The organism is Flexivirga sp. B27, from assembly GCF_052905685.1.
Genome location: NZ_JBPYUM010000002.1, coordinates 228,748 through 255,638, shown reverse-complemented (window position 1 = coordinate 255,638; position 26,891 = coordinate 228,748). Strand labels below are relative to the sequence as shown.

General features: G+C 67.7%; 25 protein-coding genes. 9 read left to right on the top strand and 16 right to left on the bottom strand.

Annotation, left to right across the window (positions count from 1 at the left end):
- Positions 1-4 precede the first annotated feature (4 nt).
- The gene (locus tag ACSZL9_RS10040; protein WP_446665352.1) at positions 5-1,879 is read left to right on the top strand and encodes a hypothetical protein; all 1,875 of its coding nucleotides are present in this window, start codon (positions 5-7) and stop codon (positions 1,877-1,879) included.
- A 230-nt stretch (positions 1,880-2,109) separates the two neighbouring features.
- A complete protein-coding gene (locus tag ACSZL9_RS10035; protein WP_446665351.1) occupies positions 2,110-2,349 on the top strand; it encodes a hypothetical protein in 240 nt (79 codons plus the stop codon).
- A gap of 353 nt (positions 2,350-2,702) precedes the next feature.
- Here the strand turns inward: ACSZL9_RS10035 and ACSZL9_RS10030 are convergent, their stop codons facing one another.
- The 9 genes from ACSZL9_RS10030 to pseB all read right to left on the bottom strand — a co-directional run bounded on the left by ACSZL9_RS10030 (position 2,703) and on the right by pseB (position 11,918).
- Complete coding sequence (locus ACSZL9_RS10030; RefSeq protein WP_446665350.1) at positions 2,703-3,122, bottom strand: NUDIX domain-containing protein; 420 nt, start codon at positions 3,120-3,122, stop codon at positions 2,703-2,705.
- Positions 3,123-3,205: 83 nt separating this feature from the next.
- Positions 3,206-3,673, bottom strand: a complete 468-nt coding sequence (locus tag ACSZL9_RS10025) for a hypothetical protein (protein WP_446665349.1) — start codon at positions 3,671-3,673, stop codon at positions 3,206-3,208.
- Positions 3,674-3,720: 47 nt separating this feature from the next.
- On the bottom strand, positions 3,721-4,272 hold the full coding sequence (locus tag ACSZL9_RS10020; protein WP_446665348.1) for a hypothetical protein: 552 nt from the start codon (positions 4,270-4,272) through the stop codon (positions 3,721-3,723).
- Positions 4,273-4,396: 124 nt separating this feature from the next.
- Positions 4,397-5,785, bottom strand: coding sequence for a DUF222 domain-containing protein (locus tag ACSZL9_RS10015; protein WP_446665347.1), 1,389 nt, complete (start codon positions 5,783-5,785; stop codon positions 4,397-4,399).
- A gap of 224 nt (positions 5,786-6,009) precedes the next feature.
- A complete protein-coding gene (locus ACSZL9_RS10010; protein ID WP_446665346.1) occupies positions 6,010-7,086 on the bottom strand; it encodes a hypothetical protein in 1,077 nt (358 codons plus the stop codon).
- 8 nt (positions 7,087-7,094) lie between these two features.
- Entirely contained in the window at positions 7,095-8,876 is a 1,782-nt protein-coding gene (locus ACSZL9_RS10005) for a hypothetical protein (protein WP_446665345.1), read from the bottom strand.
- Positions 8,785-9,756, bottom strand: coding sequence for a hypothetical protein (locus ACSZL9_RS10000; RefSeq protein WP_446665344.1), 972 nt, complete (start codon positions 9,754-9,756; stop codon positions 8,785-8,787). The genes ACSZL9_RS10005 and ACSZL9_RS10000 overlap by 92 nt, the downstream gene beginning before the upstream one ends.
- 5 nt (positions 9,757-9,761) lie before the next feature.
- Entirely contained in the window at positions 9,762-10,892 is a 1,131-nt protein-coding gene (locus ACSZL9_RS09995; protein ID WP_446665343.1) for a DegT/DnrJ/EryC1/StrS family aminotransferase, read from the bottom strand.
- 12 nt (positions 10,893-10,904) lie between these two features.
- Positions 10,905-11,918: a UDP-N-acetylglucosamine 4,6-dehydratase (inverting) gene (gene pseB, locus ACSZL9_RS09990; protein WP_446665342.1), complete on the bottom strand. Its 1,014-nt coding sequence runs from the start codon at positions 11,916-11,918 to the stop codon at positions 10,905-10,907.
- An 85-nt stretch (positions 11,919-12,003) separates the two neighbouring features.
- Between pseB and ACSZL9_RS09985 the strand changes: the two genes are divergently transcribed.
- Entirely contained in the window at positions 12,004-13,083 is a 1,080-nt protein-coding gene (locus tag ACSZL9_RS09985) for a PseG/SpsG family protein (RefSeq protein WP_446665341.1), read from the top strand.
- Here ACSZL9_RS09985 and ACSZL9_RS09980 read toward each other — a convergent pair whose 3' ends face one another.
- Positions 13,084-14,394: a cytidylyltransferase domain-containing protein gene (locus ACSZL9_RS09980; protein WP_446665340.1), complete on the bottom strand. Its 1,311-nt coding sequence runs from the start codon at positions 14,392-14,394 to the stop codon at positions 13,084-13,086.
- 45 nt (positions 14,395-14,439) lie between these two features.
- Here ACSZL9_RS09980 and ACSZL9_RS09975 point away from each other — a divergent pair, with 45 nt between their 5' ends.
- From ACSZL9_RS09975 to ACSZL9_RS09965, 3 genes are read left to right on the top strand one after another with little or no spacing between them, the layout of a single operon-like run.
- Complete coding sequence (locus ACSZL9_RS09975) at positions 14,440-15,048, top strand: TIGR03089 family protein (RefSeq protein ID WP_446665339.1); 609 nt, start codon at positions 14,440-14,442, stop codon at positions 15,046-15,048.
- Between the two features lie 49 nt (positions 15,049-15,097).
- A complete protein-coding gene (locus tag ACSZL9_RS09970) occupies positions 15,098-15,871 on the top strand; it encodes a CoA transferase subunit A (RefSeq protein ID WP_446665338.1) in 774 nt (257 codons plus the stop codon).
- A complete protein-coding gene (locus ACSZL9_RS09965) occupies positions 15,871-16,497 on the top strand; it encodes a CoA transferase subunit B (RefSeq protein ID WP_446665337.1) in 627 nt (208 codons plus the stop codon). The genes ACSZL9_RS09970 and ACSZL9_RS09965 overlap by 1 nt, the downstream gene beginning before the upstream one ends.
- A 53-nt stretch (positions 16,498-16,550) precedes the next feature.
- On the opposite strand, the gene ACSZL9_RS09960 is transcribed toward ACSZL9_RS09965, so the two are convergent.
- Positions 16,551-18,383: a class I SAM-dependent methyltransferase gene (locus tag ACSZL9_RS09960; RefSeq protein WP_446665336.1), complete on the bottom strand. Its 1,833-nt coding sequence runs from the start codon at positions 18,381-18,383 to the stop codon at positions 16,551-16,553.
- A gap of 144 nt (positions 18,384-18,527) precedes the next feature.
- A complete protein-coding gene (locus ACSZL9_RS09955; protein ID WP_446665335.1) occupies positions 18,528-19,520 on the bottom strand; it encodes a glycosyltransferase family 2 protein in 993 nt (330 codons plus the stop codon).
- A 96-nt stretch (positions 19,521-19,616) separates the two neighbouring features.
- On the opposite strand from ACSZL9_RS09955, the gene ACSZL9_RS09950 reads away from it, so the two are divergent.
- A complete protein-coding gene (locus ACSZL9_RS09950; RefSeq protein WP_446665334.1) occupies positions 19,617-20,933 on the top strand; it encodes an LCP family protein in 1,317 nt (438 codons plus the stop codon).
- A 102-nt stretch (positions 20,934-21,035) separates the two neighbouring features.
- On the opposite strand, the gene ACSZL9_RS09945 is transcribed toward ACSZL9_RS09950, so the two are convergent.
- Positions 21,036-22,202, bottom strand: coding sequence for an acyl-CoA dehydrogenase family protein (locus ACSZL9_RS09945; RefSeq protein ID WP_446665333.1), 1,167 nt, complete (start codon positions 22,200-22,202; stop codon positions 21,036-21,038).
- 11 nt (positions 22,203-22,213) lie between these two features.
- Entirely contained in the window at positions 22,214-23,245 is a 1,032-nt protein-coding gene (locus tag ACSZL9_RS09940) for an LLM class F420-dependent oxidoreductase (protein WP_446665332.1), read from the bottom strand.
- A 64-nt stretch (positions 23,246-23,309) separates the two neighbouring features.
- Here ACSZL9_RS09940 and ACSZL9_RS09935 point away from each other — a divergent pair, with 64 nt between their 5' ends.
- Positions 23,310-24,491, top strand: a complete 1,182-nt coding sequence (locus ACSZL9_RS09935; protein ID WP_446665331.1) for a nucleotide sugar dehydrogenase — start codon at positions 23,310-23,312, stop codon at positions 24,489-24,491.
- A 78-nt stretch (positions 24,492-24,569) separates the two neighbouring features.
- On the opposite strand, the gene purE is transcribed toward ACSZL9_RS09935, so the two are convergent.
- Both purE and ACSZL9_RS09925 read right to left on the bottom strand, forming a co-directional pair.
- Positions 24,570-25,058, bottom strand: a complete 489-nt coding sequence (purE, locus tag ACSZL9_RS09930) for a 5-(carboxyamino)imidazole ribonucleotide mutase (RefSeq protein WP_446665791.1) — start codon at positions 25,056-25,058, stop codon at positions 24,570-24,572.
- A gap of 41 nt (positions 25,059-25,099) precedes the next feature.
- On the bottom strand, positions 25,100-26,275 hold the full coding sequence (locus ACSZL9_RS09925; RefSeq protein ID WP_446665330.1) for a 5-(carboxyamino)imidazole ribonucleotide synthase: 1,176 nt from the start codon (positions 26,273-26,275) through the stop codon (positions 25,100-25,102).
- A 61-nt stretch (positions 26,276-26,336) separates the two neighbouring features.
- Between ACSZL9_RS09925 and ACSZL9_RS09920 the strand changes: the two genes are divergently transcribed.
- Positions 26,337-26,888, top strand: coding sequence for a GtrA family protein (locus tag ACSZL9_RS09920; protein WP_446665329.1), 552 nt, complete (start codon positions 26,337-26,339; stop codon positions 26,886-26,888).
- Positions 26,889-26,891: the final 3 nt, after the last annotated feature.

Here is a 26,891-nt window from a genome sequence, read left to right as displayed (position 1 = left end):
GGCAATGCACGAACCCGCCACCCAGATCGACCCGCCGTCCGGCGCGCTGCTGCTCGGTGGCGACATGCTGCACTGGTCGGACCTGAAACGCAGGGCGCCCTCCAGCGCGACCGAATACCTGCTCAGCCGGCTGATCGCCGCGCAGCGTCCGCGCACGGTGTTGTTGCTCGGTCCGCGGGCTGCCGGGCACCTGGACGCCGTGCCCCCACCCCAGGTCGGGGTGCTCGTGCGCGGCCTGCCCGATGCTCGGCAGTTGTCCAGCCTGGCGCGTGAGCGTGACGAATTGCTTGTCTTCTGTGGTGGATTCGACCGGTTCCCGTCCGACCGTCGCTATGACCTCGTCGTCTGCCTGGACGATCCGGCGACGCTGGCCACGCCCGACTCCCCCGGCGCGAGTCAGCGGGAGCTGCTGGCCCTGGTCCGGCAGGTGCTCGCGCCCGGCGGCACAGCCGTCGTGTCGGTCGACAACACGCTTGGCCTGGATCAGGCGTTGCGGCTGGAGGTGCGCACCACCTTCGACGACGACGCGCAGTGGTTCCGCGGTGCGCCGGGCTTCGCGCAGCGCTCGCCATACCGACACGAAATCCCGGGGCTCTTCGCAGACGCAGGGCTGAGTGTGCACCGGGGGTATTCGGCATACACCTCCTCGCCGGCACCGGCGCTCCTTGTCGCCGATGACGTCGCCGATCAGTCGGCCTCCTCGACCGTCGTCGGGCAGACCCTCACCGCGCTCCTGCAGCGGCTGGAGGCGACCCATCACAGCCGGACGCCCGCGCTGACCGACCCCTATGCCGCCGCCCGAAAAGTAGTCGCCGCAGGACTTCTCGCCGAGGTCGCACCCGGTTGGCTGCTCGTCACCGGACACGCCGACGACGCCGCGCAGACACACGATGAGCTGCCGGACGTCGTGCTCGGCGACGACACGTCCGCGCCCGACTGGGCCGCGGTGCTGACACTCACGGACACCGGCGACGGTTGGGACCGGCACGCGACGGGCGCACACGGTGACCGCCCGTTGGCCGAGCGACGGCTGCGCCGCGACATCGGTCGTATGGCGTCCGCGCCCGCCGACGGCACGTCCCTCGAGGAGCGCCTGCGGGTGTCGGCCGCCGGCGGCGACATGAACGCCCTGCACGAGACGGTGCAGAGCTACGCCAACTGGTTGTCGGATCCGGCGTTCGCCGATCCGGCGCAGCGGTTCTTCGCGACACCGGACAACGTCTTGGTCGACGCCGACGGAACGTGCTCATTGCTCGACCCCAGCTGGTCCTGGGCGGAGTCGCTCGACCCGCACCTGACGGTGCTGCGTGGGTTGCGGGTCTTCGCGCGGCGTCTCCTGCGCAGCGGCGCCGAGCACCGCTGGCGCCCCGACATCAGCCCCGACGACCTGACCCGGACGCTGGCCGCGATGGCGGACCTGCCGGTCGACCAGGCGACCATCGACGGCATCGCCCTTCGCGAAGCAGAGGTGAATGCCGTTCTGCAGCAACTGGATCCGGTCGGCGAGAGTCAGGACTACGCCGCCAACCTCGCCAGTGGCGCCTCGCAGTTCACCGCGACCCCGGGCCCGTCACGCGGCTACCGCGAGAGCATCGCAGCCACCGGCCGGATGTCGCAGGAGCTGCACGAGCGCGGCGAGCAGGTGCAGTGGCTCGAGACGTCCCTGCGGGACCGGGACCGCCGGGTGGCCGCGCTGGAGCGCGAGCTGACCTCGGTTCGGCACTCGGTGAGCTATCGGGCCGGTCGCAAGCTGACCGCCCCCGGCCGCAAGGCCGGCCGGACGGCGATGCAGGCCGGTCGCCGCGGCGTGCTGTCGATGCTGCCGCCGAATGCCGTGCCGCGTGCCGAGCGGGCGCTGCGCAAACTGCTGGATCGCTGAGCGGCTCTCGCGCTGCGCCCCGGATGCTCAACCGGCGGGGAATGCCGAGATGTCCGCCTCGCGAGCCGTATCGGGCCCGTGCCCCGGGATGCCCACGCGGACGGGGCGTACGGGGCGGACATCGCCATGCCGCCACCAAATCATGTGCTGACGTGGGTGTTCACCACGTGTGGAACGTCAATCGAAACAGGTGGTTGACGGCTGCACCTCTGGAGCTCAAAGTCGACTGCATGGGTGCGGACGGCAAGGACCATGAAGCGGAGCAGGACGTCGAGGACCTCGCCCGGCGCCTCTTCGCACTGGAGACCAAGGGAGTCGATGCCTGGGGGTTAGAGCTGCTCCCGCCAGAGAAGCGTTCGAACTTCTTCAAGTCATGGGGCGACATGAGCGACTCCACCCGGCGCGCATACCGACAGCGAGCACGCCGAGTGATTGCCGACCGGCACAACGACGACAATGCCGGCAGGTAGCTGCGCTTCGGGACCCGATCGACCACTTCGATCCCGTGCCGGCAGAGCTCACCGAGTACGAGAAGGAGAGCGTTGTCGGCTTTCGTTGGTGGACTTCGACCGAACTGCAGAAGACACAGGAATCGGTCTATCCACCGGACCTCGGTGATCACTTCGCGACTCTCCAAGCCACTGGCTACCCGCCGGAACCGATCGATATCGGGGGTCGCAGTCGACACGGCGATGTTCCGCTCGAATGACGCACCTTCCGGGACAGCCGGTGGACGGCAGTAAAGACTCTTGCGAGTAAAACGTCGACTGGCACAAGGGTGTTCGCCGTGCGGTGATCGTCATTGATGACGCATAGTCAACCGTCAGCCGCCGACATCCCGAAGCGCACTTACCAGCGCAGTGCGCATGATGGGGTGGGCCGGGGACGGCAGGGCATCTAAGCCGAACCAGCCGATGTCTACGTGTTCCTCCGGCGCCTTGTTCAGCACGGTTCCCTGCCAATCGCGGACCATCCAGGCACTGACAACCACGGGCTCCTCAGCTGGCCCTGCGGTCAGCCGGTAGAGGTGGGACCCGGTGTCCCTCTCGATGTGTATGCCGAGCTCCTCGTGCAGTTCCCGCGCCAGTGCGCCGAGTTCTGACTCGCCCTCCTCAACGCAGCCACCGGGCAGATCCCACACGTTGGGGTTGGCACTTTTGTCAGGACTACGGAGCACCAGGAGAACCCCACCGGCATCGACTAACGCGCCCAACACGACGTCGGCGACGGCAGCGTCTTCCATGAGTTCATTGGAACAGAAGCCACCGACAGCTCGGGCCCTCCCGGTGAACGATCGCCTACCGGGCGAGTGGTTTGCCGGACTTGTCAGCGAATGTTGGCCCGGTCGATTGCCGCCGCAATCGTGTGTGCCGGATACTCGGCGGTCACCTCGCCGTCGTGCAACATCCAGTAGAAGTCATTCACGACGGTCGCGACACTCGCGTAACGCACCACCGTCTCAGCGATCGCGCCGGTGAGGCCTGGGGCTACCCCACTGTCACTGCAGCGCCTCAGGTAGGCGTTGCGCTCATCGGCGCGTGTGAAGCGAAAGTGGTTGCTGGCAATAGTGTTCACCATGGTTGCCGCGCAGTACGCCAGATCGTGATCGGAAGTGAGCGTGACGAAGTCTCGTTCAGTGGCGTCCAGTTGGAAGTGGCGTGAGGTCGCGAGGCCGAAGTCCGACAGGTAGATCCGGTCACCGTCAGTCAGGACGTTGTCGAAATGTGCGTCGAAGTGCGACATGCCATGTGCACACATGTCTGCAACCGCACGAAACAACTGTTGCTCGACCATGGCCACTGCCGACTCTGCGCTCGCACGGTCCGCGTTGAGCTGGCTGATCAACCAAGAGCGAGGCGCGAACGGAGCATGCTCCAGAAACAGCGCGACCACAGTACGTGACGCGGCAAGCGCCCGTAACCGTGTCTCGACTGCTTGAGATTTCCCCAGAATCGGACAGCGCGTTCGATACTGTCGGGATCGATTGCCGACTCACCAAGGTTCCGTCGCGGGAGTTCGCGCCAGTGGTAGAGGAGCGGAAAGTTGTCGCTGTCCCCGTTGCGCACCCAAGCGCTGGAGGATTGCTGAGCAGTCACTTCACGCCACACGTTGAACCCGGTGGAGCCTTCCCCGACGCCGTACTGGTACCAGGTCGGCAACACGAAGAGATTCCCGGTGCACTCGGGACCGGCTGCACGTTCGACATCGGTGACAGCGACAAGCTTCACGAAGACGGGCTTCCCACTGACCTCGATCGTGTGGGTCAACCCGCCAATACCAACTCGTCCACGCTCGCAACGACTGACCAACTCCCTGAGTTGAAGATCGGACTGCCTGGCCAGCGCCGCCGAAATCACGGAGTGATCGCTGATGCGCTGGGCGTGCGAACTCACAACTCAACGATGTCACAAGGCGCTGAGCCCTCGCCCATAGCCGGACGCGGATGCCCCAGCGCGGCAAGCTGATTGATGCCCCGAGCGGATCAGATACACACCGGACATGGTTATCCGACGGAGCTCACGCAGCTGCGGTTGAGTGGCCGGGCATGCGCCCCGGCGTGAGGTCCCAGTGCACGCCGTCGGGTCGTATGTCGGCGGTGTAGCCCCGTCGGTGCACTGTCTGATGATGCCGGCCGCACAACAACGCGGAGTCGGCCAGCGAAGTGTGGCCGCCGGCCCACCACGGCACCACGTGGTGCACTTCGCAGAAACCTGGTGGCCGGTCACACCCGGGGAACGTGCAGCCGCCATCCCGAAGGATCACCGCGGCACGAATTGCCTTGGTGGCCAAGCGTTCTCGCCGACCCACATCCAAAGGTTGGCTCGGTCCGCCGAGGACCGCGGGGATGAGATCCGCGGTGCACGCGAACCGTCGGGCGGCGCCCGCGTCGAGCATGTCACCCGCTGTCGTGGTGGCGCCGCCGATGCCAGCGAGCAATGCCTGCAAGTCCATCGTGAGGAGCACCGTCGCCGCACTCGCCTGCACACCGTCACCGGTCGCGGCACGGGCACCTGCTCCGACCAACTCCATCAGCGCATCGGCTCGGCGCTTGCCCGGGGAACGTTCATCACGAACCGGCTCTGCACCGGCCTCGAGACGCTCGTTCCTCGCGCCTCGGCCAGCTCCCTCCGTCGCGGCCTTGCCGGGCGCGTCCGACTTGTCTTTGGTGTCAGTGGGTTTCGCCGGTCGAGGCGCGGACTTGGCGTTGATCGCTTCCTTCAGGATCGCCGCGTTCGCCGGGGAGAGCTCCGCGACCAGACGCGTCATACCTGTCGGGGTCGTGGACCAGGACAGTGACTCCGTGCCCTCGAGTTTTTCGTCATCCTTCGACAGCTTCTCCGGCGCGAACCTGGCCAGGATCTGCCGGGTCAGCAGTGTCAGACCGGCAGCACCCAACGACGGGTCGATCTGCAAGAACCAGCCCAGGACTTCGTCGCGGCCCGCGGTCGGGATCACCGGGGCGACCTTGTCGGCCTGATGCAACGCCGTCCGGGCGGACTCCACCGAGCACGACCCGTCCCGCAACGCCTGCGTGATCACGGTGTTCTTCCGCTCCCGGCACTTGTCCGCCACGGCAGCCATCATCCGGACCGTCTTCGGCTCCACCGGCACACCATCAGCGACATGCTGGCCGATCCATTGAGCGGTGCTGGCAGCAGTCGACTTCAGTAGGACACCACGGTCGACCGCCTCCGCGGCCACCACGGTGGTGACCTGCGCCGACCGGCCGTGCAACCGCAACAACGCGGTCATCAACTCGCCTTCTTGCTCGTCGCCGAGTTGATGCACTGCACCCGGCACCTCGTCCAAGGCGTTGGCCGCGGCCTGCAGGATCGCGAGCACCTCGGGGCCACGCCCCGGCGCCGCCGCGCCGGCAGGATCCACCGTTGGCTGGCCAATGCTCATGTCGTGAATCCCCTCCCCTGGAAGCGTTTTCGCTTACCTACAGGGTACCGAAATTCGTCGTCAATGGCCAGAGTTTTATCGAACACATTTCGGAGCAAACGTATACATGGGGTCGCGATTCTGGCGGGCCTCGAGACGCTCGTTCCTCGCTCCTCGGCCACCTCGCGCATTTGTTCCTCGCTCCTCGGCCACCTCGCGCTGGGCCACCGCGCCAGGGCGCGCCGCTAACCAGGCAACACGTCCCAGATGAGCTGCATCCGGCCGAGGTCCGTCGGCACGTCGACGCCGTCGGCGTCGGTGATCATCCGGAAGAGCACCGGCTCGTCGGTCGGCCCGTCCTCGATGCGCAACTGAGCATGTGCGTGCGCCGGATTGCGCGGACCATCCTGCGACACCAGCGCTGCCCGCAGCGGCCGCCCGCTCTCCAGCCCTACCCCGTCGACGGACACCAGTCCCTGATCGAGCCAGCGCCGCACGGCGTCCTGCATCGGGACCGTCGGGCCCTCGGCCAACAGCCGACGACGAGACTCCCGGATCGCCTTGTTGACGGCACGCCGGGTGAGGGTGGCCGCACGCGCGTGCTGACGACGAACCCGGACGTGCACCGGCGCCACCGAGCCGTCGACTGCGGGCCAGGTCGTGACCAGTTGTGCGTCGAAACCGTCGGGTCGACGCCCGACGAACGGCGTCACGCGTGCCGGTGAGCCGTCCGGCACGAACAGCTCGATCCGGTCCACGCGCACGCCCACCTGGCTGTAGGGCATGATCCGCGACTGCGCCCAGTCGGGCAGCGCCGCAGCGTCGAGCGCCTCGAGGATCAGCAGGCCCTCCTTGGTCACCGCGCCGGGCGGCAGGTCGAACTCCACCATCCCGACCGCGGGAGAGCCGTGGGTGTCATCGGCCGGCGCCAGGTAGCAGACCGCGCGGGTCTCACCCTGGCTGCGCAGCAGCATCAGTCGCCCGGTCGCGGTGTCCTCGCGGGTCACGTGCTCCGGCGGCCGCTTGTGCCACCAGTCCTCGGAGGTCTTGTCGATCGACATACGCACCCGAACGCGCAACTGCCGGGTCGGGTCGACGTCGACCTTCGCGCCGATCAGCGACGGGGAGAGCGCGAAGCGACCGACAATCGCTACACCGCGGGTGAAGCGGTCGACGACCTGCAGCTCCGGCCGCTGCCCGGTGGTGAGCTCGGTCGGCACCGGCAGCAGGGCCGGCGGGTGGTCGAAAATGGTCTCGAAGCAAAGGGTTTCGTCCCTGGCGCTCTGATCCATGCTCACCTGCGTGCTCGCTTCTTGGCTCACCTCCACGCTCACTTCGCCTCCACCACCCCGAGTTGCATCGCCAGTCGCTCGGCGCCGTCGGTGAAATCGAACCTGGTCAGGATCGGCTCCTTCCGTCTCCACATCCGTTGGGTCGCCTGCAGGGCCGCCTCGCCGTCGCTCTCGACATGCCGCATCGCCACCGTCAGCGCGCGGACCAGGCTGTCGCTCTGCCCCATGTCCCAGTGCTGCACGAGCATCGAGGCGACGTCACCGCCACCCCGGTAGAACCACTGCCACAGCCGGGCGCGTTCGACCTGCTCGGCGGTGATCGGCGAGGTGCCGGCGAGCAACTGCTCGATCGAGTCGTCCAGCAGCCGCCAGTAGTCGTCGCGGTCCTGCGCCACCATGCTGAAACCGCACTGGCTCCACTCGGACCAGCCGGCCTGCAACGCCGGCACGCCGTACACCGGCAGCTCGGCGCTGACGCTGCCCCGGACGGTGAGCCCGAGGTCGACCAGGCTCCAGATCATGTTCTTGCTCAGGTCGAAGCTGCGGCGGAACTGCAGGTGCGGGTGGGCCGCATAGCGCTCCTTGAGCGTGTCGAAGAAGCCGGTGACGTCATACAGGAACTGCGCCGGGTGGTCCTGGAAGAGCCAATTGACCCGGGTGTCCTGCGCGGCGTGCTCGGCAGTCTTCTCGAACCAGTCGGCCAGGTCGTCGAAGATCTCCCGGTTGGTGCCCAGCGCATCGGACACCGCGTGGTTGAAGACGACCACCACCGGCTTCTCCTCGTCGAAACCGAGCCGCTGCATCGCGTGCTTGCGCAGGTCGCGTCGCTCGACCGGGTTGGTCAGCTCCAGCGAGCTGACCACGCCGCCGCCGCGCCACCAGGACGGGCGGCCGAGGTTGCTCTTGGACCGCCAGGCGGTCAGCTCCGCGCTGCGGCGCAGCAGGTCGTGGTTGGCCCACAGGTTGTCCTCGAAGAACCGCCCGATCTCCCGGGTCAGGTGCTCACGGAAGGTGCCCTCGGTGCGACGCTCCGGATCGAGCATGTAGGCCTTCAGTCCGCCGGTCGTCTGCACGTGGATCACCGGCACCTCCAGACGCATCGCCGATTCGACCGCCAGACCCCAGTGGTTGTAGTCGATGTGACTGGTGACGACCGCGGCCGGGTTCAGGTGCTGCATCAGCCCGTCGTAGACGTCGGAGAACTCGATGCTGCGGCGGCGCACCTCGTCGGCCTTCTCCGCCTCGTCCTCGGTCACCCGCGGCACCCGCGCGACGCGCGCGGTCGTCGCGTCGACCACCTGCTCCAGCGTCTCGGGGTCGATCCCGGATCGCACGTCGCCGGGAATGACGGTGTCGCCCACCTTGAAGTCGCGACGGATGCCCTGCACCCGCTCGTCGACGATCTCGTGTATGTCGATGATGTCGTCGGCACCGTAGGCGTGGGCGAGTCGGGTCAGCACGTCCTTGTCGTAGTAGGTCCACTGGAAGCTCAGCCAGTCCGAGTCGGCGCCAAGCAGGATGACCACTCTGGCCGGCGTAACCCGTCGAATCGCGTTGGCAATGGTCAGACTTCGGATGCCGACCCGGATGTCCTCGGTCATCAGCTCGACCAGGATCGTGGCGTCGCCCGACGGCAGCGTGTTGGTCAGCCAGAACTGCTGGGCCACCTCGCAGAAGCGGTCGAAGGAGGCACCGAGCTTCTGCGGGTTGGGTGCCTGCCGCCGCTTGTCAAAGCGCGGGTCGGAGCCCTTCACCTTCGTCGGAGTCAGCTCCGGGACGTGCGTCGTCCGTCGGAATCCGATCAAGTTGCTCGCTGTCATCCTCACCACTTTCACTCATTGACGTCACATCCGTGACGGGTGCTGCTGCGCCGGCGGCGAGCTCGGCGTCACGCCAGCCGAGTGCCTCCCGGAGTTCGTATTGGCTGAGCAGACAGTCCTGCCCGAGCTGGTCGGCGGCCAGCTGCCGCGCGTAATCGTCGGGGACGAACGGCTGGTGCAGTTCGGGGAACAACCGCAGTTGCTTCTCGCGGCCGCCCAGCGCGGCGCGTTCGTTCTCCAGGATCATCGGGTCGCCGTAGATGCCGACCTGGGCGCCGACGCTCGCGCCATACAACAGGGCACTGCCGAGGCGGTTGCTGACAACCCGCTTGTGGCGGCGCACCTCGGCCAGTTGCTTGTCCAGGAAGTGCACGTCGGTGCCGCGCCACATGTGACCGCGGTAGCCGTGCGAGATCACCCGGAAGCCCGCCCGCTCGTAGATCCGCCGAACTGCCTTGTCCCGGAACTCGTTCCAGTAGAGGCAGATCGTGATCGGCACGTCGCCCTCGACCTCACGCAACTGCCGCACGTAACGGTCGTGACTGCCGACGATCAGCTGCTGCTCCCACCCGTGGAACGGGTAGACGATCGTGCCCTCCCGCTCGACGGGGTGCTCGTAGGGACGCTCCATCCGCAGCAGGTAGGCCCACGGTGAGCCGATCACGACATACCGCCGCAGACCGAGCGCCCAGCCGCGCCGCGCCACGTCGGACGACCAGACGAATCGGGAGAAGCCCGGCGCGAAGTGCGTGCCGACCGCGAAACCGTCGTGCGTGTTCCACCCGTGCTGCAGGTAGCCCCAGATCCGCGGCACCTCGGCGAGACCGGCATACCGGGCCAGCACATGCGCGTGCCCGTAGAAGTGGTTGGCGTGATGCATCGGACTCAGGCCCCGACGAATTCCCGCACGAGGTCGATGACTCGGTCGACGTCGGCGTCCGCCAGCCCCGGGAACATCGGCAGGCTGATCTCCTGGGCAGAGTAGGTCTCGGCGACCGGGAATTGCCCTCTGCGCCAACCGAGTTCGGCGAATATCTGCTGGTGGTGCACCGGGATGTAGTTGACCTGCACACCGATGCCGTTGGCCCGCAGGTGATCGAACAGCTCGCGCCGTCGACCGTCCACGATGCGCAGCGGATAGAGGTGCCACATCGGGTCGGCGCCCGCGCGGGTCGCCGGCAGACGCAGCACGTCGATGCCGGCCAGCCCCTCGTTGTAGCGCTGGTGGATCTCCTGCCGGCGCGCCTTGAAGGCCGCGACGCGAAGCAGCTGGTTGGAACCGAGCGCCGCGAGCACGTCGGGCAGCCGGTAGTTGACGCCGAGACCGTGCACCTCGTAGTACCACGGACCGTCGGGCTCCGACAGCAGCTTCGCCTCGTCCCGCGTATAGCCGATGCCCTTGAAATGCCTTGCCCGCTCGAGGATTTCGGCGTTCGTCGACACAAGCGCGCCACCTTCGGCGGTCGTGAGGTTCTTCGTCGGGAAGAAGCTGAACGTCGTCACGTCGGCCAATGAGCCGACCGGTATGCCGTCCAGGGACCCGGCGATCGAGTGTGCGGCGTCCTCCAGCAGCAATGCACCACCGGAGTGCGCGACGTCGGCCAGCGGCGCGGCGTCGATCGGGTGACCGGCGAAATCGACGCCCGCGACCACTGCGGTCCGCGACGTCATCGCATCCTTCACCGCGACCGGGTCGAGGTTGCCGGTGTCCTCGCACACGTCGGCGAACACGACCCTGGCGCCCTGCCACATCGCCATGGTCGCCGTCGCGAAGAACGTCAGCGGCGTGGTGATCACCTCGTCACCCGGCCCGACACCGAGACCGGCGTATGCCGTGTGCAACGCAGCCGTGCCCGAGGTGACGCCGACCGCGGGGTCCGCAACGCCCGCGATCCGCGCGATGTCCTGCTCGAAGGCCCACAGGGCAGGACCGGTGGTCAACCAGTCGCTGCGCAGGACCGCTGCCACGGCGTCGATGTCCGACTCGTCGATCGATTGCCGACCGTAGGGAAGCACCTGGAAAGACACCTACCGTGCGACGGACGTCAGGCCGACCGGGCCCAGGTCGAGCACCTGACGCAGGTCCGCTGCGTCATACCAGAGGTCGTTCTTGTCCGACGAGCAGTGGAAACCGGTCGGCACCGGCTGCGCGCCGGTGAGCTTGCGATAACCCCAGCTGGCCAGCTCCGGCTCGAGCACGAAGTATTTGCCGCCCTGGACGATGACCGCACGGCGGCCCTCCTCCGGACTGATCATCTCCTCGTGCAGCTTCTCCCCCGGGCGCAGGCCAATGTCGTGCATCCGGGCGCCGGGTGCGATCGCCTGGGCCAGGTCGGTCACCTTGTGCGACGGGATGTGCGGCACCACCAGCTCGCCGCCCTGCATCATGTCGAAGGTGTCCAACACCATCTGGACGGCCTGCGGCAACGTGATCAGGAAGCGGGTGCACCGCATGTCGGTGATCGGCAGGGACTCCCCCGCGTCGTGCAGTGTGCGGAACTTCGGCACGATCGAGCCGCGCGATCCGGTCACATTGCCATAGCGCACCACCGAGAATCGCGTCGGGTATGCCGCGGCATAGTGATTGCCGAGGATGAAAAGTTTGTCCGCCGTTAACTTGGTTGACCCATAGAGGTTGATCGGGCTCGACGCTTTGTCGGTGGACAGGGCGACGACTTTCTTCACCCCGGCATCGATCGCAGCCTCGACGACGTTCTGCGAGCCGAGCACATTGGTCTTGACGAATTCGAACGGGTTGTATTCGCCGGTGTCGACCTGCTTCAACGCAGCGGCGTGCACCACGTGGTCGACGCCGTGCATGGCCCGACGAAGGCGCGGCAGATCGCGGACGTCGCCGATGAACCAGCGCAAGCGCGGGTCGTCATTGAACATCTGGCGAACTTCCCATTGCTTGAGCTCGTCACGCGAGTAGACAATGACACGGCTCGGCTTCTGGTCTTCCAAAAGGCGGGTGATGAAGGCCTTACCGAACGACCCAGTGCCACCGGTGACCAGGACCGAAGAACCCTGCAAATCACTCACGTATTATCTCCAAATCAACTCTTCTGTGCGACCGCTTGCAGCGGGCACGATACCCAGCGAAAAGAATGCGCTTACCCTCGTCGTGATGACCATTGAGCAAACATTCCCCGAACGAATCGCGCTGCGCTGCGACGCGACCCGCGCGATCGGCGTCGGACACGTCGTGCGCTGCCTCGCGCTCGGCCAAGAGCTGCGCGCACGCGGCGTGGACGTCGTGCTGTGGGGCGACGTCGAGGGGCTGGACTGGCTGACCGCGCTGCTCGCCGACAGCGGCCTGCGGCGACTTGCGCCCGCCGCCGACGTGCCGGGCATGCTGCAGCAGGCGGATGCCGAGGGCTTCACCGGTGTCGTGCTGGACGGCTACCACCTGCCGGCCGACCTCGGCGCGCGACTGCGCGCGGCCGGACACGTGGTGCTCGCGCTGGTGGACGGCACGTTCGGCGCCGCCCAGGCCGCCGACCTGTATGTCGATCAGAACCTCGGAGCCACTCCACACCGCGGCGGGCCGACCGGCTCCCGGTGTCTCACCGGGCCCGACTTCACCCTGTTGCGCGACTCCGTGCTGCACCGACGGCGGCGTCCGGGTGCACCGACCGGAGGCGACAGCGGAAAGAGCACAGCTGGCGAGATCTGTTCCGTGCTGGCGGTTTTCGGCGGATCGGATCCGGCCGGTGCAGCGCCGGTCGTGGTGCCTGCACTGCTGGCAACCGGTGCTCCCCTCGACGTCACGGTGGTGTCGTCGGACCCGGCGACGCGGGACCGTCTCTCTGCGCTGAGCTTGTCCTCGCAGCAGCGGCTTCGCGTCATACCTCCGCAGCCGGACCTGGCCGCGCTGGCGGCGTCGAGTGACCTGGTGATCAGCGCGTCCGGGACCACGGTGTGGGAGCTGCTCGCGCTCGGTGTCCCGACAGCGGTCGTCTGCGTCGTCGAGAATCAGCGGCTCGGCTACCGGGCACTGCTGGACCAGGGCGTCGCGACCGGTCTCGGTGAGCTTGCGGCGTTCGATCTGGCGGTCGCCACCTCAGCATTGGCCGAGATCATCGAAAACCCCACGCACGCAGCTGAACTCGCGGTGCGTGGCCAGCGGCTGGTCGATGGGCGCGGTCGCGCGCGGGTGGCCGATGCTCTGCTCGACAGGCTGGCCGCGCAGACCAGGAGCAACTGATCACCGGCTGCGCAGCGTCGCCTCCTGAGCGTCGACGTCGGCCTCCGACGTCGCTGCCAGGACCACGCTCGTGACGTCCGGGCGGTCCAGCGCCTGCACGGCCGCCATCGGGTCGGGACACAGCACCGACACCACGCGACCGGTCGGCAGCGGCTCCTCGCGCAGCAGCCCCCACGGGATCTCCAGGTAGTCGACCTCCGGGTCACCGAGCACTCGCATCAACTCGGCCTCCTCGCGGACCCGGCAGCCCAGCAGGCGCAGCCGACCCTCTGCACGGTGCCGCAGCAGGGCGTCGCGGTCACCGGCACGCAACCGCCGAGCTTCGGCGACCACCACGTCCACAGCCGGGACGCGCAACCGGGCGAGGATCTCCCACACTCCCGCGTCCGCGTCACCGGACGAGGTCGGCGGCAGCCCGGCGATGACACCGACACGCTCGCTCAGTCCGTGCCCCAGTGCGCGGGCGAGCCGCAGGGCACTCGCCGGATCAGCGACCCGCACGTGCGTCGCTCCCGCGGCCGCCGCTCGCTCCAGGACTCGCGAAGCCACGGCCGGCTCCAACAGGCCGAGGTCTCCGCCGATCGCCCACGGCCCCAGGCCGATCCGATTGCTCTGCGTGCCGGGCAGCGGCTGCGGTCGCGCGCCGCCGGCGGCCGCCCACGCGTCGAGCACCTCCCGCCAGCCGGCAGTCAGCGGGTCGGGCAGAGCCGCGACGGCGCGTGCGGCGATGCTGAAGTCGAGGAGCGTGTCCACCGTGCAGCGGACGCGTCCCGCCGCACCGTCGACGGGCGGCACCCAGGTGAAATCGTCGGTATGCCGCCGGATCCACGGCGTCACGTGCTCCCTGTCGTATGCCGAGTCCGCCGACCGGTCCGCCTCGCGCAGCAGCCTCGCGGTGAACACCTCCAGACCGAGACCCTCGATCGTCTCCGTCGTCACGCGCAGGTAGTCCTGCCCGGCTTCGCGCATCCGGGCGATGAGCTCCTCGACATACGTCCCGTCCGGGCCGACGTTGTCCCCCGTCAGCCGCACCACGAGGTCGTCGTCGTCGAGATCGGCTGTGGCACAGGCGAATCGGTGCAAGGTGTCGTGCAGGTCACCGCGGAACACGGCGACACCGGCGTCCTCCAGCGCACCGGCGAGCGCGTCGTCCTCCGGCTCGACGCTGGTGGCGACGATCACATCCAGCCCGGTGTTGGCGGCCCGCTGTGCGGCGAGCACCACCAGCGGCCGCCCGGCCAGGGTGAGCAGCGCCTTCCCGGGCAGGCGGGACGACGACAGCCGGGACTGCAGGACGACACGGCACTTCACGTCGGGCAAGGTATCCCCCGAAGATGACGTGTCTAGGCTCGTCAGGTGAACTCTGATGAACTTCGCACCGCACTGCTGGCGGGTGACCTCTCCCGCCCCCGCCTCACCTGGTATGCCGTCGACAGTGGCGAACGCATCGACCTGTCGGGCAAGACGTTGCTGAATTGGGTTGCCAAAGCTGCCAATTGGCTTGAACTCGAGATGGGCCTCGCGCCGGGCGAGGAGCTGGCACTGGTGATGCCGCCGAACCACTGGCGCACGATCTACTGGTCGCTCGCGGGGTGGAGCCGTGGCCTGACGGTCCACCTCGACACCGCCGACGCCGACGCGGTCGTGACGATGACGGGCATCCCGGAGCACAACCCCGACGCCGACCTCGAAGAGCCGCCCGCCGCGCTGGCGGCGAGCCCACTGCAGGCGATGTCCGACACTATGCCGCCGCCCGCCGGCCCCACCGAGTATGACGAGCTGACCGTGCCCGGTGACGTCCCGACCGGCAGCCGGGTGCTGCTGCGCGACATACCGGTGCAGAACGTCCCGGCCGCGACAGCCGCCCTGATCGGCAACGGCTGCTCCGTCGTGCTGGTGCGTGGTGCCGACAGCGCAACCACGACGGCAACGACGGCCTCCGAGGGCATCGACATCACCCTCTGACATCGCCCTTTGACCTCGCCCTCCAACACCGTCTTGTAATGTCCGTCACATGGACAAAGTCGTCTCTTCGGCAGCCGAAGCCGTGGCCGACATCCCCTCCGGTGCGTCCCTCGCCGTAGGTGGATTCGGGCTGTGTGGCATTCCGAGCGTGCTGATCCAAGCCCTGCACCAGACCGACGCCACCGACCTGGAGGTGATCTCCAACAACTGCGGTGTCGATGACTGGGGGTTGGGGATCCTGTTGCGGGACAAGCGGATCCGACGCATCGTCGCGTCATACGTCGGCGAGAACAAGGAGTTCGCCCGGCAATACCTGGAGGGCGAGCTGGAGGTCGAGCTGACCCCGCAGGGCACCCTCGCCGAGAAGCTGCGCGCCGGCGGCGCCGGCATACCGGCCTTCTACACCGCGACCGGCGTCGGCACCCAGATCGCCGACGGCGGCATGCCGTGGCGGTATGCCGCGGACGGCTCGGTGACCGTTGCGTCACCCGCCAAGGAGACCCGCGACTTCGACTTCCGCGACATGACCAAGCCCTACGTGCTGGAGCGGTCGATCGTGGCCGACTTCGGCCTGGTGCGCGCCGCCAAGGGCGACCGGCACGGCAATCTCGTCTTCAACCAGAGCGCCCGCAACTTCAACCCGCTGTGCGCCATGTCCGCGAAGATCACCGTCGCCGAGGTCGAGGAGCTCGTCGACCCGGGCGAGCTGAACCCCGACGAGATCCACCTGCCCGGCATCTACGTGCACCGGGTGGTCGAGCTGACCCCCGAGCAGGCCACCGACAAGCGCATCGAGAAGACCACCACGAAGGGCGGCAAGTGATGGCTCTGACCCGCAACGACATGGCAGCCCGTGCGGCCAAGGAGCTGCACGACGGCGACTACGTCAACCTCGGCATCGGACTGCCCACCCTGGTGCCCAACTACGTGCCCGACGATGTCGAGCTGGTGCTGCAGTCCGAGAACGGCCTGCTCGGCGTCGGTGCCTACCCCGAGGCCGACAAGGTCGACCCCGACCTGATCAACGCCGGCAAGGAGACCGTCACCCTGCGCAAGGGCGCCTCGATCTTCGACTCCGCCACCAGCTTCGGGATGATCCGCGGCGGCAAGATCGACGCAGCCATCCTCGGCGCGATGCAGGTGTCGGTCGCCGGCGACATCGCCAACTGGACGATCCCGGGCAAGATGATCAAGGGCATGGGCGGTGCGATGGACCTGGTCCACGGCGCCCGCAAGGTCATCGTGCTGATGGAGCACGTCGCCAAGGACGGCTCCCCCAAGATCGTCACCGAGTGCACCCTGCCGCTCACCGGACAGAAGGTCGTGCAGCGCATCATCACCGACCTCGCCGTCATCGACGTCACCCCGGACGGCCTGCGGCTGGTCGAGACCGCACCCGACGTCACCGAGGACGAGGTCCGCGCCGCGACCGGCGCAGACCTCGCCTGAGCTCGACCGACTCACGGAGAACCCACGAGCCGAGCCGGTCGGCCGCTACTGCGTCAGTGGTAGCGGCCGATCAGCCGGTAGAGGACCGGGTCCTCGTCGCCATACGGTGACAGCCCGTCGGACTCCCGATCGCTGAGCACCTCGACGGCGTACTTCTCCTCCATGGTCCCGCGGAACTCCGCGGCGTTCTGGAAGCGGCGGTAGTGGTTGCCGAAGGTCTTCTTGCGCTTCTCGTCCTCGTCGGTGCGGAACTCCGCGGCGAAGAGGTCACCGTCACGGGCCACTGACCGGATGTTGCTCAGCAGGCTCTGCTGGACCTCGGCCTTGATCGAGTGCAGGAAGAACCGCAGGTAGAACAACACCGGCCCGTCCTGCTGCTCGCGGAAGGCACGCAGCACCTTCTCCAACGACGCGGAGTCGGACACGTCGCACACCTCGAACGCGGCGTGGTCGGCGACGCCGAGCTCCTTGGCACGACCGGTCGCCGTCTCCGCGGCCACCGCCGACTGGTCGATGCCGAGCACGGTGCGGCCGATCTGCGCGAAGGCGCACGAGTCACGACCGTCACCGCAACCGATGTCGATGACGGCGTCGGGCAGCCCCTCCAGCTTGCTGACCTCGCTGAAGAAGGTGGAGCCCTCGGAGTTGGTGTGGTTGGCGTAGAAATTTGACCAGTAGACGCGGTCGCGCTGCGGGATGGTCAGCACACCGTCGTCGGCAACGTCGGCCCGCGCGTGCGACCAGTGGAAGCCCGGCTTCGGCAGCCGCCAGTCGTCGCCATAGATGTGGGCGACCAGCGGCTCGGGGTTCTTCGGGCGCAGCACCTTGCCGCCCGGGAAGTCGACGAGTTCGGTGCCGGCGTAGTCGTTTTCGGTGTAGTCGCCGGTGCCGGCCACACCCCAGGGGAAGCGCAGGCGACCCTGCGGGTCGAAGTAGAGGTGGAACAGGTCGATCCGGAACTTGCGGTCCTTCGGGTCGTGCACGTGCAGCACCCGCTGGCGCATGTCGACCTCGAGGCCGGCCTCCAGCAGCGCCAGTGCGATGGCCACCAGCTCCTCGGCCGCCTCCGGGCCGGTCCGGTAGCGCGAGATGAACGCGGAGTCGAAGTCCGCGTCGTGACCGATGTAACCGTTTTCGCGCACCGAGCCGAGCAGTGTCCCGTAGACGATGAAGACGTCGTGGCCGAACATCTCGCCGACGACTTCGCGCACCTTGGAGTAGATGCCGGCGACTCGTCCCTGCCACTCCTCGTCGAGGCGCTTGGACAGCATCACCCGCCCGGTCTGGGTGAGGATGTATCCCTGGTCGAGGCGCTGCTGCAAGGTCTTGAGGTTCCACTTGCCGTTCTTGGAGGCGCGCAAGTAGACGCCGTGCCCCGTGATGGGCAACGGCTGCCCGTCATACTTCACGGTCAGCCGGTCGCCGACATTGAGGTAGGGCCAGATCTCGCGGACCTGGAAGGAGAACGCCCGGGCCTCGTAGCCGTCGGTGACATTGCGCCGGCCATCGGCGCGCCCGGCGACCACACCGGCGCCGACGACCCGCTGGTGCTTGGCGGCCTCCTGGGCCGAGGGCGGCCCCTGGTCCTCCCGGGTCACCCGCATCGCGGACAGCGCACCGTCGGCGGTCGGGAAGGTGGAGGACAACTGGATGGATCCGAGGTGCAGCGTGACCGGGCAGTCGGCTGCGTGCGGCCGGACCATGACCCACCCGGAGATCTGGGTGTCGGTCATCCGCTCGACCAAACCGGTGATCGGTCCGGGGTTCTTGCCGGTCATCGCGCCGGCCCGCCCCTGCAGATCTCGCATCGTCCGCCGTGCCCGGATCAAGCGCTTCCGGGGTTTGTCCGGGATCTTGTCGATCACACGTCGTCGAAACGATGCCATGCGGTGGCCACCTCTCCAGGCAAGGCGCCCCGCCAACGGACTGAAGGCCCGACGCGCACTTGCTTAAGTCTCAGCAAAGTCCTGACAACATACCCGTTAACTGCAGCCGCTGAGCGGCAACCCAGCGGGTAGTTCGGTGATTCGTCAGTGATCGTCCTCGGAGAGGCGGATCCGGCTGGTGAGGAAGCCGAATCCCCAGGCCATGTGCATCGTCGCGAGCACCGGCGGCACCAGCGCTCGCACCGCCGGAGCCGACCCCCGGGAGATCGCGACGCCACCGACCGTGACGGCTCCGGCATACCCCGCGGGGATCAGCCAGAGCGGCCGCCACGCGAACCCGCCGACCGCCCCGACAGCGATCGCGGCGAGCGCGGTGGGCGGCGCGAGGTAGCGGGCATTGATCGAGCCCTTGTGCTGCCGGGCGACGACCCGGCGCCACTGGCCGTACTGCTTGTACTGCCGCGCGAGCGTCCGGAATGAACCGCGTGGGCGGTAGGTCACGTTGAGCTCCGGGGTGAACCAGACGACGCCGCCCGCAGCGCGGATCCGGAAATTCATCTCCCAGTCCTGGGCACGGGTGAACCTGGCGTCATACCCGCCGACCCGCTGCAGCCAGGACCGCTGGAACACGCCGAGATAGACCGTCTCGGCCGGGCCGGGTTTGCCACCGAGCTTGAACTTCACGCCGCCGACGCCGATCTTCGACTTCATCGCGACCGCGACGGCACGCTCGAAGTTGGTGGTGCCCTCGGCGTCCATGATTCCGCCGACGTTGGCGGCACCGGTCTCGTCGAGCACTCGCAGCGCGGTGGCGAGGTAACCGTCGGACAGGATGCCGTGGCCGTCGACCCGGGCGATGACGTCGTATGACGCCGCCGCGATCGCGGCGTTCAGCGCGTCGGGGGTGCGGCCGGTGGGATTGGCGACGAGCCGGACCCGGTCGTCATCGGCGTGCAGTGCTTCTGCGACCTCGTCGGTGCCGTCCGAGGAGGGCCCGAGCGCCAGGATGACCTCGACCGGGCACGGCAGGTCCTGGCGGAGTATGGCGGTCACCGACTCGGCCAGATGCCGCTCCTCATCGAGGATCGGCATGATCACCGAAACGCCGTCGGTCGATTGCGATTCGGGAGCTGGCACGGGTCGCAGATTACACGGCGATCCCCCGATGAATACGAAGCGGACCCACGCGGCACGTTGCCGATGAACCTCAGATCGTCGCGTTACCCTCGTGCGGTGCCAGACGACGACGAGCCGATGATCATCGACACCCGCAAGGGTGGCAATGCGCCTCGACGCCCGCGGCGTCCCGCGCAGGAACCGCAGGAGATCCCGGTCCGCCCGGACGCGGCCACCGGACAGCGACCAGGCCCCCGCAGCACTGCTCCGCACACTGCCGCGCAGCCGTCACCTGACGGCGGTGACTCCACCCGGATGATGCCAGCGGGTCCGCGCAACTACCCGCAGGACCGTGGGGCCGCACCCGGTGGTCCGGGGCGACCGACCGGTCCACGCGGACCTCGACAGTCGGGTCCCGGCGGACCACGTGGCCCGCAGCAGGCACCGCCACCCCGGCCGCCGCGCCGCAAGCGCAAGTGGACCAAGGTGCTGCTGGTGATCGTGCTGATCATCGCGCTGTGGATCGCGCTGCTGATCTGGGCGGGCCTGTCGGCGTGGGGCCAGGTGAAGAAGGTCGACGCCTTCCCCGACGGCAACCGCCCCGCGGAGGGCAAGGGCACCAACGTGCTGCTCGTCGGGTCCGACTCGCGCGCGGGCCTGTCCGCCGAGCAGGGCCGCGAGCTGGGCACCGGTGGCAGCAGCGTCAGCGAAGGCAGCCAGCGCACCGACTCGATCATGGTGCTGCACATGCCGGACAGCGGGAAGCCGACGCTGGTCAGTTTCCCGCGCGACTCGTGGGTCGCCATACCCGGTCACGGCGAGGGCAAGATCAACTCGTCGTTCGCGATCGGCGGACCGAAGCTGCTGACCCAGACGATCGAGCAGGCGTCCGGCCTGCACATCGACAACTACATGGAGATCGGCTTCGGTGGTTTCGCCGGCGTGGTCGACTCCGTCGGCGGCGTCCGGATGTGCCTCAAGCAGGACGTCAACGACAAGAACGCCCACATCAACCTCAAGAAGGGCTGCCAGGTCCTGGGCGGCAAGGACGCGCTCGGCTATGTGCGCTCGCGTGACGCCTTCGCGACCGGCGACCTGGCTCGCGCCGAGCACCAACGGGAGTTCCTGGGCGCGCTGACCAAGAAGATCGCCAGCCCGAGCAACGTGCTGCTGCCGTGGAAGCTCAAGAGCGTCGGGTCGGCGGGCGCCAAGGGCGTCGCGGTCAACGACGGTATGTCGCCGATCCAGGCGCTGAAGATCCTCTGGGCGCTCAAGGGCATCAGCAACGGCGGGATCTCGGTGCAGGTGCCAGTCTCCAACCCGGGCGCGATGATCGGCGGTCAGTCGGTCGTCCTGTGGGACAAGCCGCGCGCGAAGACGCTCTTCGACGACCTGAACAACGACCGCCCGGTCACCGCCCCGACGACGGGCTGACCGAGAGGCGCACCACATGACGGCCGCTGACGGCCGAAACGGCCGCTGACCCCGCAGCAGGAGCGTCAGCGACCGTTTCGACCGTCAATGGTGAGAGGGCTTCTACTTCTTGAGAAGCTGGCGCGCCATCACCATGCGCTGGATCTGGTTGGTGCCCTCGTAGATCTGGGTGATCTTGGCGTCGCGCATCATCCGCTCGACCGGGTGGTCGACGACGTAGCCGGCACCGCCGAGCAGCTGGACGGCATCGGTGGTGACCTCCATCGCGACGTCGGAGGCGTAGCACTTGGCAGCCGCACCGAAGAAAGACAGATCGGGGTCCTGTCGCTCGGACTTGGCTGCGGCGACATAGACCATCTGCCGTGCTGCCTCGAGCTTCATCGCCATGTCGGCGAGCATGAACTGCAGGCCCTGGAACTCCGCGATCGCCTTGCCGAACTGCTTGCGCTCCTTGACGTAGCCGAGGGCGTAGTCGAGCGCACCCTGGGCGATGCCGACGGCCTGCGCACCGATCGTGACGCGGGTGTGGTCGAGCGTGCGCAGCGCGATCTTCAGGCCTTCACCCGGGTTGCCGATCATCCGGTCACCCGGGATGCGGCAGTTGTCGAAGTGCAGCTCACGGGTCGGCGAGCCCTTGATGCCGAGCTTGCGCTCCTTCTCACCGAAGTCGAAGCCCTCGTCGGACTTCTCGACCACGAACGCACTCACGTTGCGGCCGCGCTCACCGTCGGGGTCGGTCACCGCGAGCACGGTGTAGAACTCCGACTCGCCGGCATTGGTGATCCAGGACTTCTGCCCGTTGAGGATGAAGTCGTCGCCGTCGGCGGTCGCCTTGCAGCGCATCGACGCGGTGTCGGAGCCGGCCTCCCGCTCGGACAGGCCGTAGGAGAACATCGCCTCGCCGCGGGCCACCGGCGGGAGGTACTTGCTCTTGATCTCGTCGTTCGCGGCCAGGATGACCGGCATCGAGCCGAGCTTGTTGACCGCCGGGATCAGTGAGGACGACGCACACACACGCGCAACCTCCTCGATCACGATGCAGGTCGCCAGTGCGTCGGCGCCGACACCGTCATACTCCTCGGCGATGTGCGGTGCGTGGAAGTCCGAGGCGACCAGCGCTTCAAGGGCCGCGCGCGGGAACTCGCTCTTGGCGTCCACCTCGGCCGCGTGCGGGGCAATCTTGTCCTCCGCGACCGCGCGCACGGCTTCACGCAGTGCTTCGTGATCCTCGGACGTCTTGAACAGGTCGAAGTCAGTTTCAGCGCTCACGATGCTCGATTCTACTTGTCAGTAACTTGGTGTCGATCCGCCAGGGCAGGGATGATCTCACGCTCGAAACGTTCGACGGTCGAGCGATCGTATGCCGCGTCCGGGAAATAGCCGATCACATAGCTGAGACCAACGTCCCGCATCGCGGACAGTGCCTCGGCGACCTGCTCGACGGTGCCGACCGTCGGCTGGTCCCGCAGCGAGCCCTGGACGTGTGCGTTGGCGTCCGAGACCGACATACCGCCCTGGACCATGCGCGCGGCACACTCGGCGAGTTTCTCGTCCAGCTCCGCCTGATTGTCGGCGATGACGACGTTGGTGTTGCCGGTCAGCGTGATCTCGTCGAAGTCGCGCCCGACGTCCCGGCAGTGCTGCTTGAGGATCTCGGTCTTCTCGGCAAACTGCTCCGGGTCACCGAAATAGTTCGTGTAGTCGGCATACTGCGCAGCGATCTTCAGCGTGACCTTCGGGCCGCCACCCGCGACCCAGATCGGGATGCGGTTGCGGGCACTGGTGGTCTGCAGCGGCTGCGGGAAGCACAGCGCGCCGTCGACCTGGTAGTGCTTGCCGTCCAGCGTCGCCGAGCCGGTGCTCCACATCTGACGGAAGATGTCGACGCCCTCGCGCAGGCGCCCCAATCGCTCGCCGGCAGAAGGGAATCCGTAACCGTAGGCGCGCCATTCGTGCTCGTACCACCCGCCGCCGATGCCCATCTCGATGCGACCGCCACTGATGTGGTCGATGGTCGCGGCGACCTTGGCCAGGTATGCCGGATCGCGGTAGCTCATGCAGGTGCACATCTGGCCGAGCCGGACCCGATCGGTGATGCCGGCGAAACCGGCCATCAGCGACCACGCCTCGTGCGTCGCCTCGTGCGACGGGCGCGGCGTCGTGTGGAAGTGGTCGTAGACCCAGACGGACTCCCAGGCGGGTGTCGTGTCGGCATACCGGACCAGATCGCCCATGACCTGCCAGTGCTGCTCGGGGTCGATGCCGACCAGGTCGTAGCGCCAGCCCCGCGGGATGAAGAAGCCGAACCTCATCGTTTGGTGTCGTCCTCTCGGGTTGTCGGCCGGTCGGCACCCGCCGGCCGGTAGCGTGAGCGCCATGTCATCACGCTCCAGGGTCACCGTAGTCGGGACCGGGTACGTCGGTCTGTCCATGGCAGTGCTGCTCGGCAGCGTCGCCGACGTCGTCGCCTTCGACATCGACGCCGACCGCATAGCGCTGCTGCAGCAGAAGCGCAGCCCGATCAGCGACGCGGAGATCGAGGACCACCTGGCGACGCGGCAGCTCTCGCTCAGCTTCACCCTCGACAAGCAGCAGGCGTATGACGGCGCCGACTTCGTCATCATCGCCACGCCGACCGACTACGACCCGGAGACCAACTACTTCGACACTTCCACGGTCGAGTCGGTCATCTCCGACGTCGCCGCGATCAACCCGGCCGCGACGATGATCATCAAGTCGACGATCCCGGTCGGCTTCACCGACGACGTCCGCAAGCGGCTGGGCACCGAAAACGTAGTGTTCTCACCGGAATTCCTCCGCGAGGGCAAGGCGCTCCACGACAATCTGCACCCCTCACGCATCGTCGTGGGCGAGGTCAGCGACCGGGCCCGGCGCTTCGCCGACCTGCTCGTCGAGGCCGCCGAGGACACCGACATCCCGGTGCTGCTGACGGAGTCGACCGAGGCGGAGGCGATCAAGCTCTTCGCCAACACCTACCTGGCGATGCGGGTCGCCTACTTCAACGAGCTGGACACCTTCGCGTCACTGCACGGGCTCAACACCCGGCAGATCATCGACGGTGTCGGGCTCGACCCGCGCATCGGCAAGCACTACAACAACCCGTCGTTCGGCTACGGCGGCTACTGCCTGCCCAAGGACACCAAGCAGTTGCTGGCCAACTACCAGGAGGTCCCGCAGACGCTGATCAGCGCGATCGTGTCGGCCAACACCACCCGCAAGGATTTCGTCGCCGCCGACATCGTCGAGCGTGCGCCGAAGGTCGTCGGCATCCACCGGCTGATCATGAAGTCCGGGTCCGACAACTTCCGCGCCAGCAGTGTGCAGGGCATCATGAAGCGCATCAAGGCCAAGGGCATCGAGGTGCTGGTCTATGAGCCGGAGCTGGACGCCGAGGAGTTCTTCGGCTCCCGCGTGACCCATGACCTCGACGAGCTGAAGCGTGAGTCCGACCTGATCGTCGCCAACCGGCGGACCGAGGATCTGGCGGATGTCGCCGAAAAGGTATACACCCGAGACCTGTTCGGTTCAGATCAATAGTTTTTGGTCGCAGCTCCTCCTCCGCCCGGGCCCGCAGGCTCACCCGGTCGGCATCGTCGCCGCGACATCACGACACCACTACTCGCCGGCGACCTCGGCGCGCAGTCGCGCACCCTTGGCATGCGCCTGATCGCGCAGCTCGACCTGGAAGTCGGCCATCGCAGCGCGCAACCGCTCGCCCTCCTCGTCGGGGGCGGAGGACAGAATGCGTGCCGCCAACAGGCCGGCGTTGCGGGCGCCGCCGATCGACACGGTCGCGACCGGCACACCCGCGGGCATCTGCACGATCGACAGCAACGAGTCCATGCCGTCGAGGTATTTCAACGGCACCGGCACACCGATCACCGGCAGCGTGGTCACCGACGCGAGCATGCCCGGCAGGTGCGCCGCTCCCCCGGCGCCGGCGATGATCACGCGTATGCCGCGAGCGGCGGCCTGCTCGCCATACGCGATCATCTCGGCCGGCATCCGGTGAGCGGACACCACGTCGGCCTCGAAGTCGATGCCGAACTCGTCCAGCGCCTCGGCCGCAAGCCGCATCACCGGCCAGTCCGAGTCGCTGCCCATCACGATGCCGACAGCCGGTGTGGCAGCAGCGGATTCGGAGTTCACTCGGTCACCGTTCCTTCGAGGTAGTCGGCGGCGTGCCGCGCGCGGGCGCGCAGTGAGTCGAGGTCGTCGCCATAGACATTGACGTGACCGATCTTGCGGCCCGGCCGCACACCCTTGCCGTAGAGGTGCATCTTCAGCCCGGGGTCACGGGCGAGCAGATGCTTGTAGGTCGGGTAGAGCTGGTCGTAGTCGCCGCCGAGAACGTTGCCCATCACCGTCCAGGGGGCCCGGGCGCTGACTTCACCCAGCGGCAGGTCCAGCACTGCACGCAGGTGCTGCTCGAACTGCGAGGTCACCGATCCGTCCATCGTCCAGTGCCCGCTGTTGTGCGGACGCATCGCCAGCTCGTTCACCACGTATGACGGAGCCGCTCCGTCGCTGCCGGGGATCTCGAAGATCTCGACCGCGAACACCCCGGTGATGTCGAGCTCACCAGCCAGCTGCAACGCCGATTGTGAAGCGTGCGAGGACAATTCATCGTCGAGGTCGGGCGCCGGGGCGAGCACCTCGGTGCAGATGCCGTCGGTCTGCACGGTCTGCACGATCGGCCACACGGCCGACTGCCCCGATGGGCTGCGCGCGACCAGCACCGCCAGCTCGCGACTGAACGGCACGCTCTCCTCGGCGAGCAGGTCGTCGCCCCGGGCGAACCAGTCCGCGGCCTCCGACGCGGCGTCGATGACGCGCACCCCCTTGCCGTCATAGCCACCGCGCGGCGTCTTCAGCACCACCGGCCAGCCGTGCTCGTCGCCGAACGCGGCGAGCTCGCTCACGTCGCGCACCCTGGCCCACGCCGGGCACGGGACACCCAGCTTGGTCAGCCGCTCCCGCATCTCCAGCTTGTCCTGGGCGTAGAGCAGCGCCTCGGGCTTGGGGTGCACCGGCACACCCGCATCGACCAGCGCCTGCAGCACGTCGGACGGCACGTGCTCGTGGTCGAAGGTCACCACGTCGCAGCTGCGGGCGAACTCCAACACGTCGTCGACGCTCAGGTGGGACCCGACCGGCGCGGACGGGATCACCTGGGCGGCCGCCGCATCCGGTGCTTCGGCAAGCACGCTGAGAGTGATCGAGAGGTTCACTGCCGGTGGCTGACACATCCGGGCGAGCTGGCCGCCGCCGATGATGCCGACCACCGGGAATCCGCCGGGAACGCGCTGAGGAGAAGTCACTCGCACACCCTAATGCGCCCGCTCAGCACTCCCTCAGCCCGCGCCACGTACGCTGAACGTTGTGAATGGGGCGAGGTATGTCGATCAGACGCGCACGCTGGGACAGCGCGCCGTCGACCTGGTGCGCTCGCTGTGGCGCGAGCTGGCGAAGTTCGGCGTCATCGGTGTCATCAACATCATCATCGACCTGGGCCTCTACAACCTGCTGATCGACGGCCCGATGCCGACCAAGGTGACGGCCGCCAAGATCATCAGCGGCACCGTCGCCACGTTGTTCGCCTGGGTCGGCAACCGCTACTGGACCTTCCGGCACCGGCGCAGCCGCCCGGTCGCCCACGAGGTGATGCTCTTCTTCGGGGTCAACGGTGTGGCGCTGGCCGTGTCGGTCGTCTGGGTGGCGTTCGCGCACTACGTGCTCGGGCTGGACGGCAAGTTCTGGCTCAACTTCAACGCGATGTTCGGCATCGGGCTGGGCACCATCATCCGCTTCTGGGCCTACAAGCAACTGGTCTTCCGCAACGAACCGCTCACCGAAGAGACCGCGGCGCAGGCGCTCGCCGATCCACTGCTGCCGGAGGAGCCGTCGGTCCCCCGCGCCGAACCCCGGCTCTGAGGA

Bases quoted from the DNA above. Each gene is read 5' to 3' on its own strand.
- ACSZL9_RS10040 (WP_446665352.1), top strand. From the start codon at position 5: ATGCACGAACCCGCCACCCAGATCGACCCGCCGTCCGGCGCGCTGCTG.
- ACSZL9_RS10035 (WP_446665351.1), top strand. From the start codon at position 2,110: ATGGGTGCGGACGGCAAGGACCATGAAGCGGAGCAGGACGTCGAGGAC.
- ACSZL9_RS10030 (WP_446665350.1), bottom strand. From the start codon at position 3,122: ATGGAAGACGCTGCCGTCGCCGACGTCGTGTTGGGCGCGTTAGTCGAT.
- ACSZL9_RS10025 (WP_446665349.1), bottom strand. From the start codon at position 3,673: ATGGTCGAGCAACAGTTGTTTCGTGCGGTTGCAGACATGTGTGCACAT.
- ACSZL9_RS10015 (WP_446665347.1), bottom strand. From the start codon at position 5,785: ATGAGCATTGGCCAGCCAACGGTGGATCCTGCCGGCGCGGCGGCGCCG.
- ACSZL9_RS10005 (WP_446665345.1), bottom strand. From the start codon at position 8,876: ATGACAGCGAGCAACTTGATCGGATTCCGACGGACGACGCACGTCCCG.
- ACSZL9_RS10000 (WP_446665344.1), bottom strand. From the start codon at position 9,756: ATGCATCACGCCAACCACTTCTACGGGCACGCGCATGTGCTGGCCCGG.
- ACSZL9_RS09985 (WP_446665341.1), top strand. From the start codon at position 12,004: ATGACCATTGAGCAAACATTCCCCGAACGAATCGCGCTGCGCTGCGAC.
- ACSZL9_RS09970 (WP_446665338.1), top strand. From the start codon at position 15,098: ATGGACAAAGTCGTCTCTTCGGCAGCCGAAGCCGTGGCCGACATCCCC.
- ACSZL9_RS09965 (WP_446665337.1), top strand. From the start codon at position 15,871: ATGGCTCTGACCCGCAACGACATGGCAGCCCGTGCGGCCAAGGAGCTG.
- ACSZL9_RS09960 (WP_446665336.1), bottom strand. From the start codon at position 18,383: ATGGCATCGTTTCGACGACGTGTGATCGACAAGATCCCGGACAAACCC.
- ACSZL9_RS09940 (WP_446665332.1), bottom strand. From the start codon at position 23,245: ATGAGGTTCGGCTTCTTCATCCCGCGGGGCTGGCGCTACGACCTGGTC.
- ACSZL9_RS09935 (WP_446665331.1), top strand. From the start codon at position 23,310: ATGTCATCACGCTCCAGGGTCACCGTAGTCGGGACCGGGTACGTCGGT.
- purE (WP_446665791.1), bottom strand. From the start codon at position 25,058: ATGGGCAGCGACTCGGACTGGCCGGTGATGCGGCTTGCGGCCGAGGCG.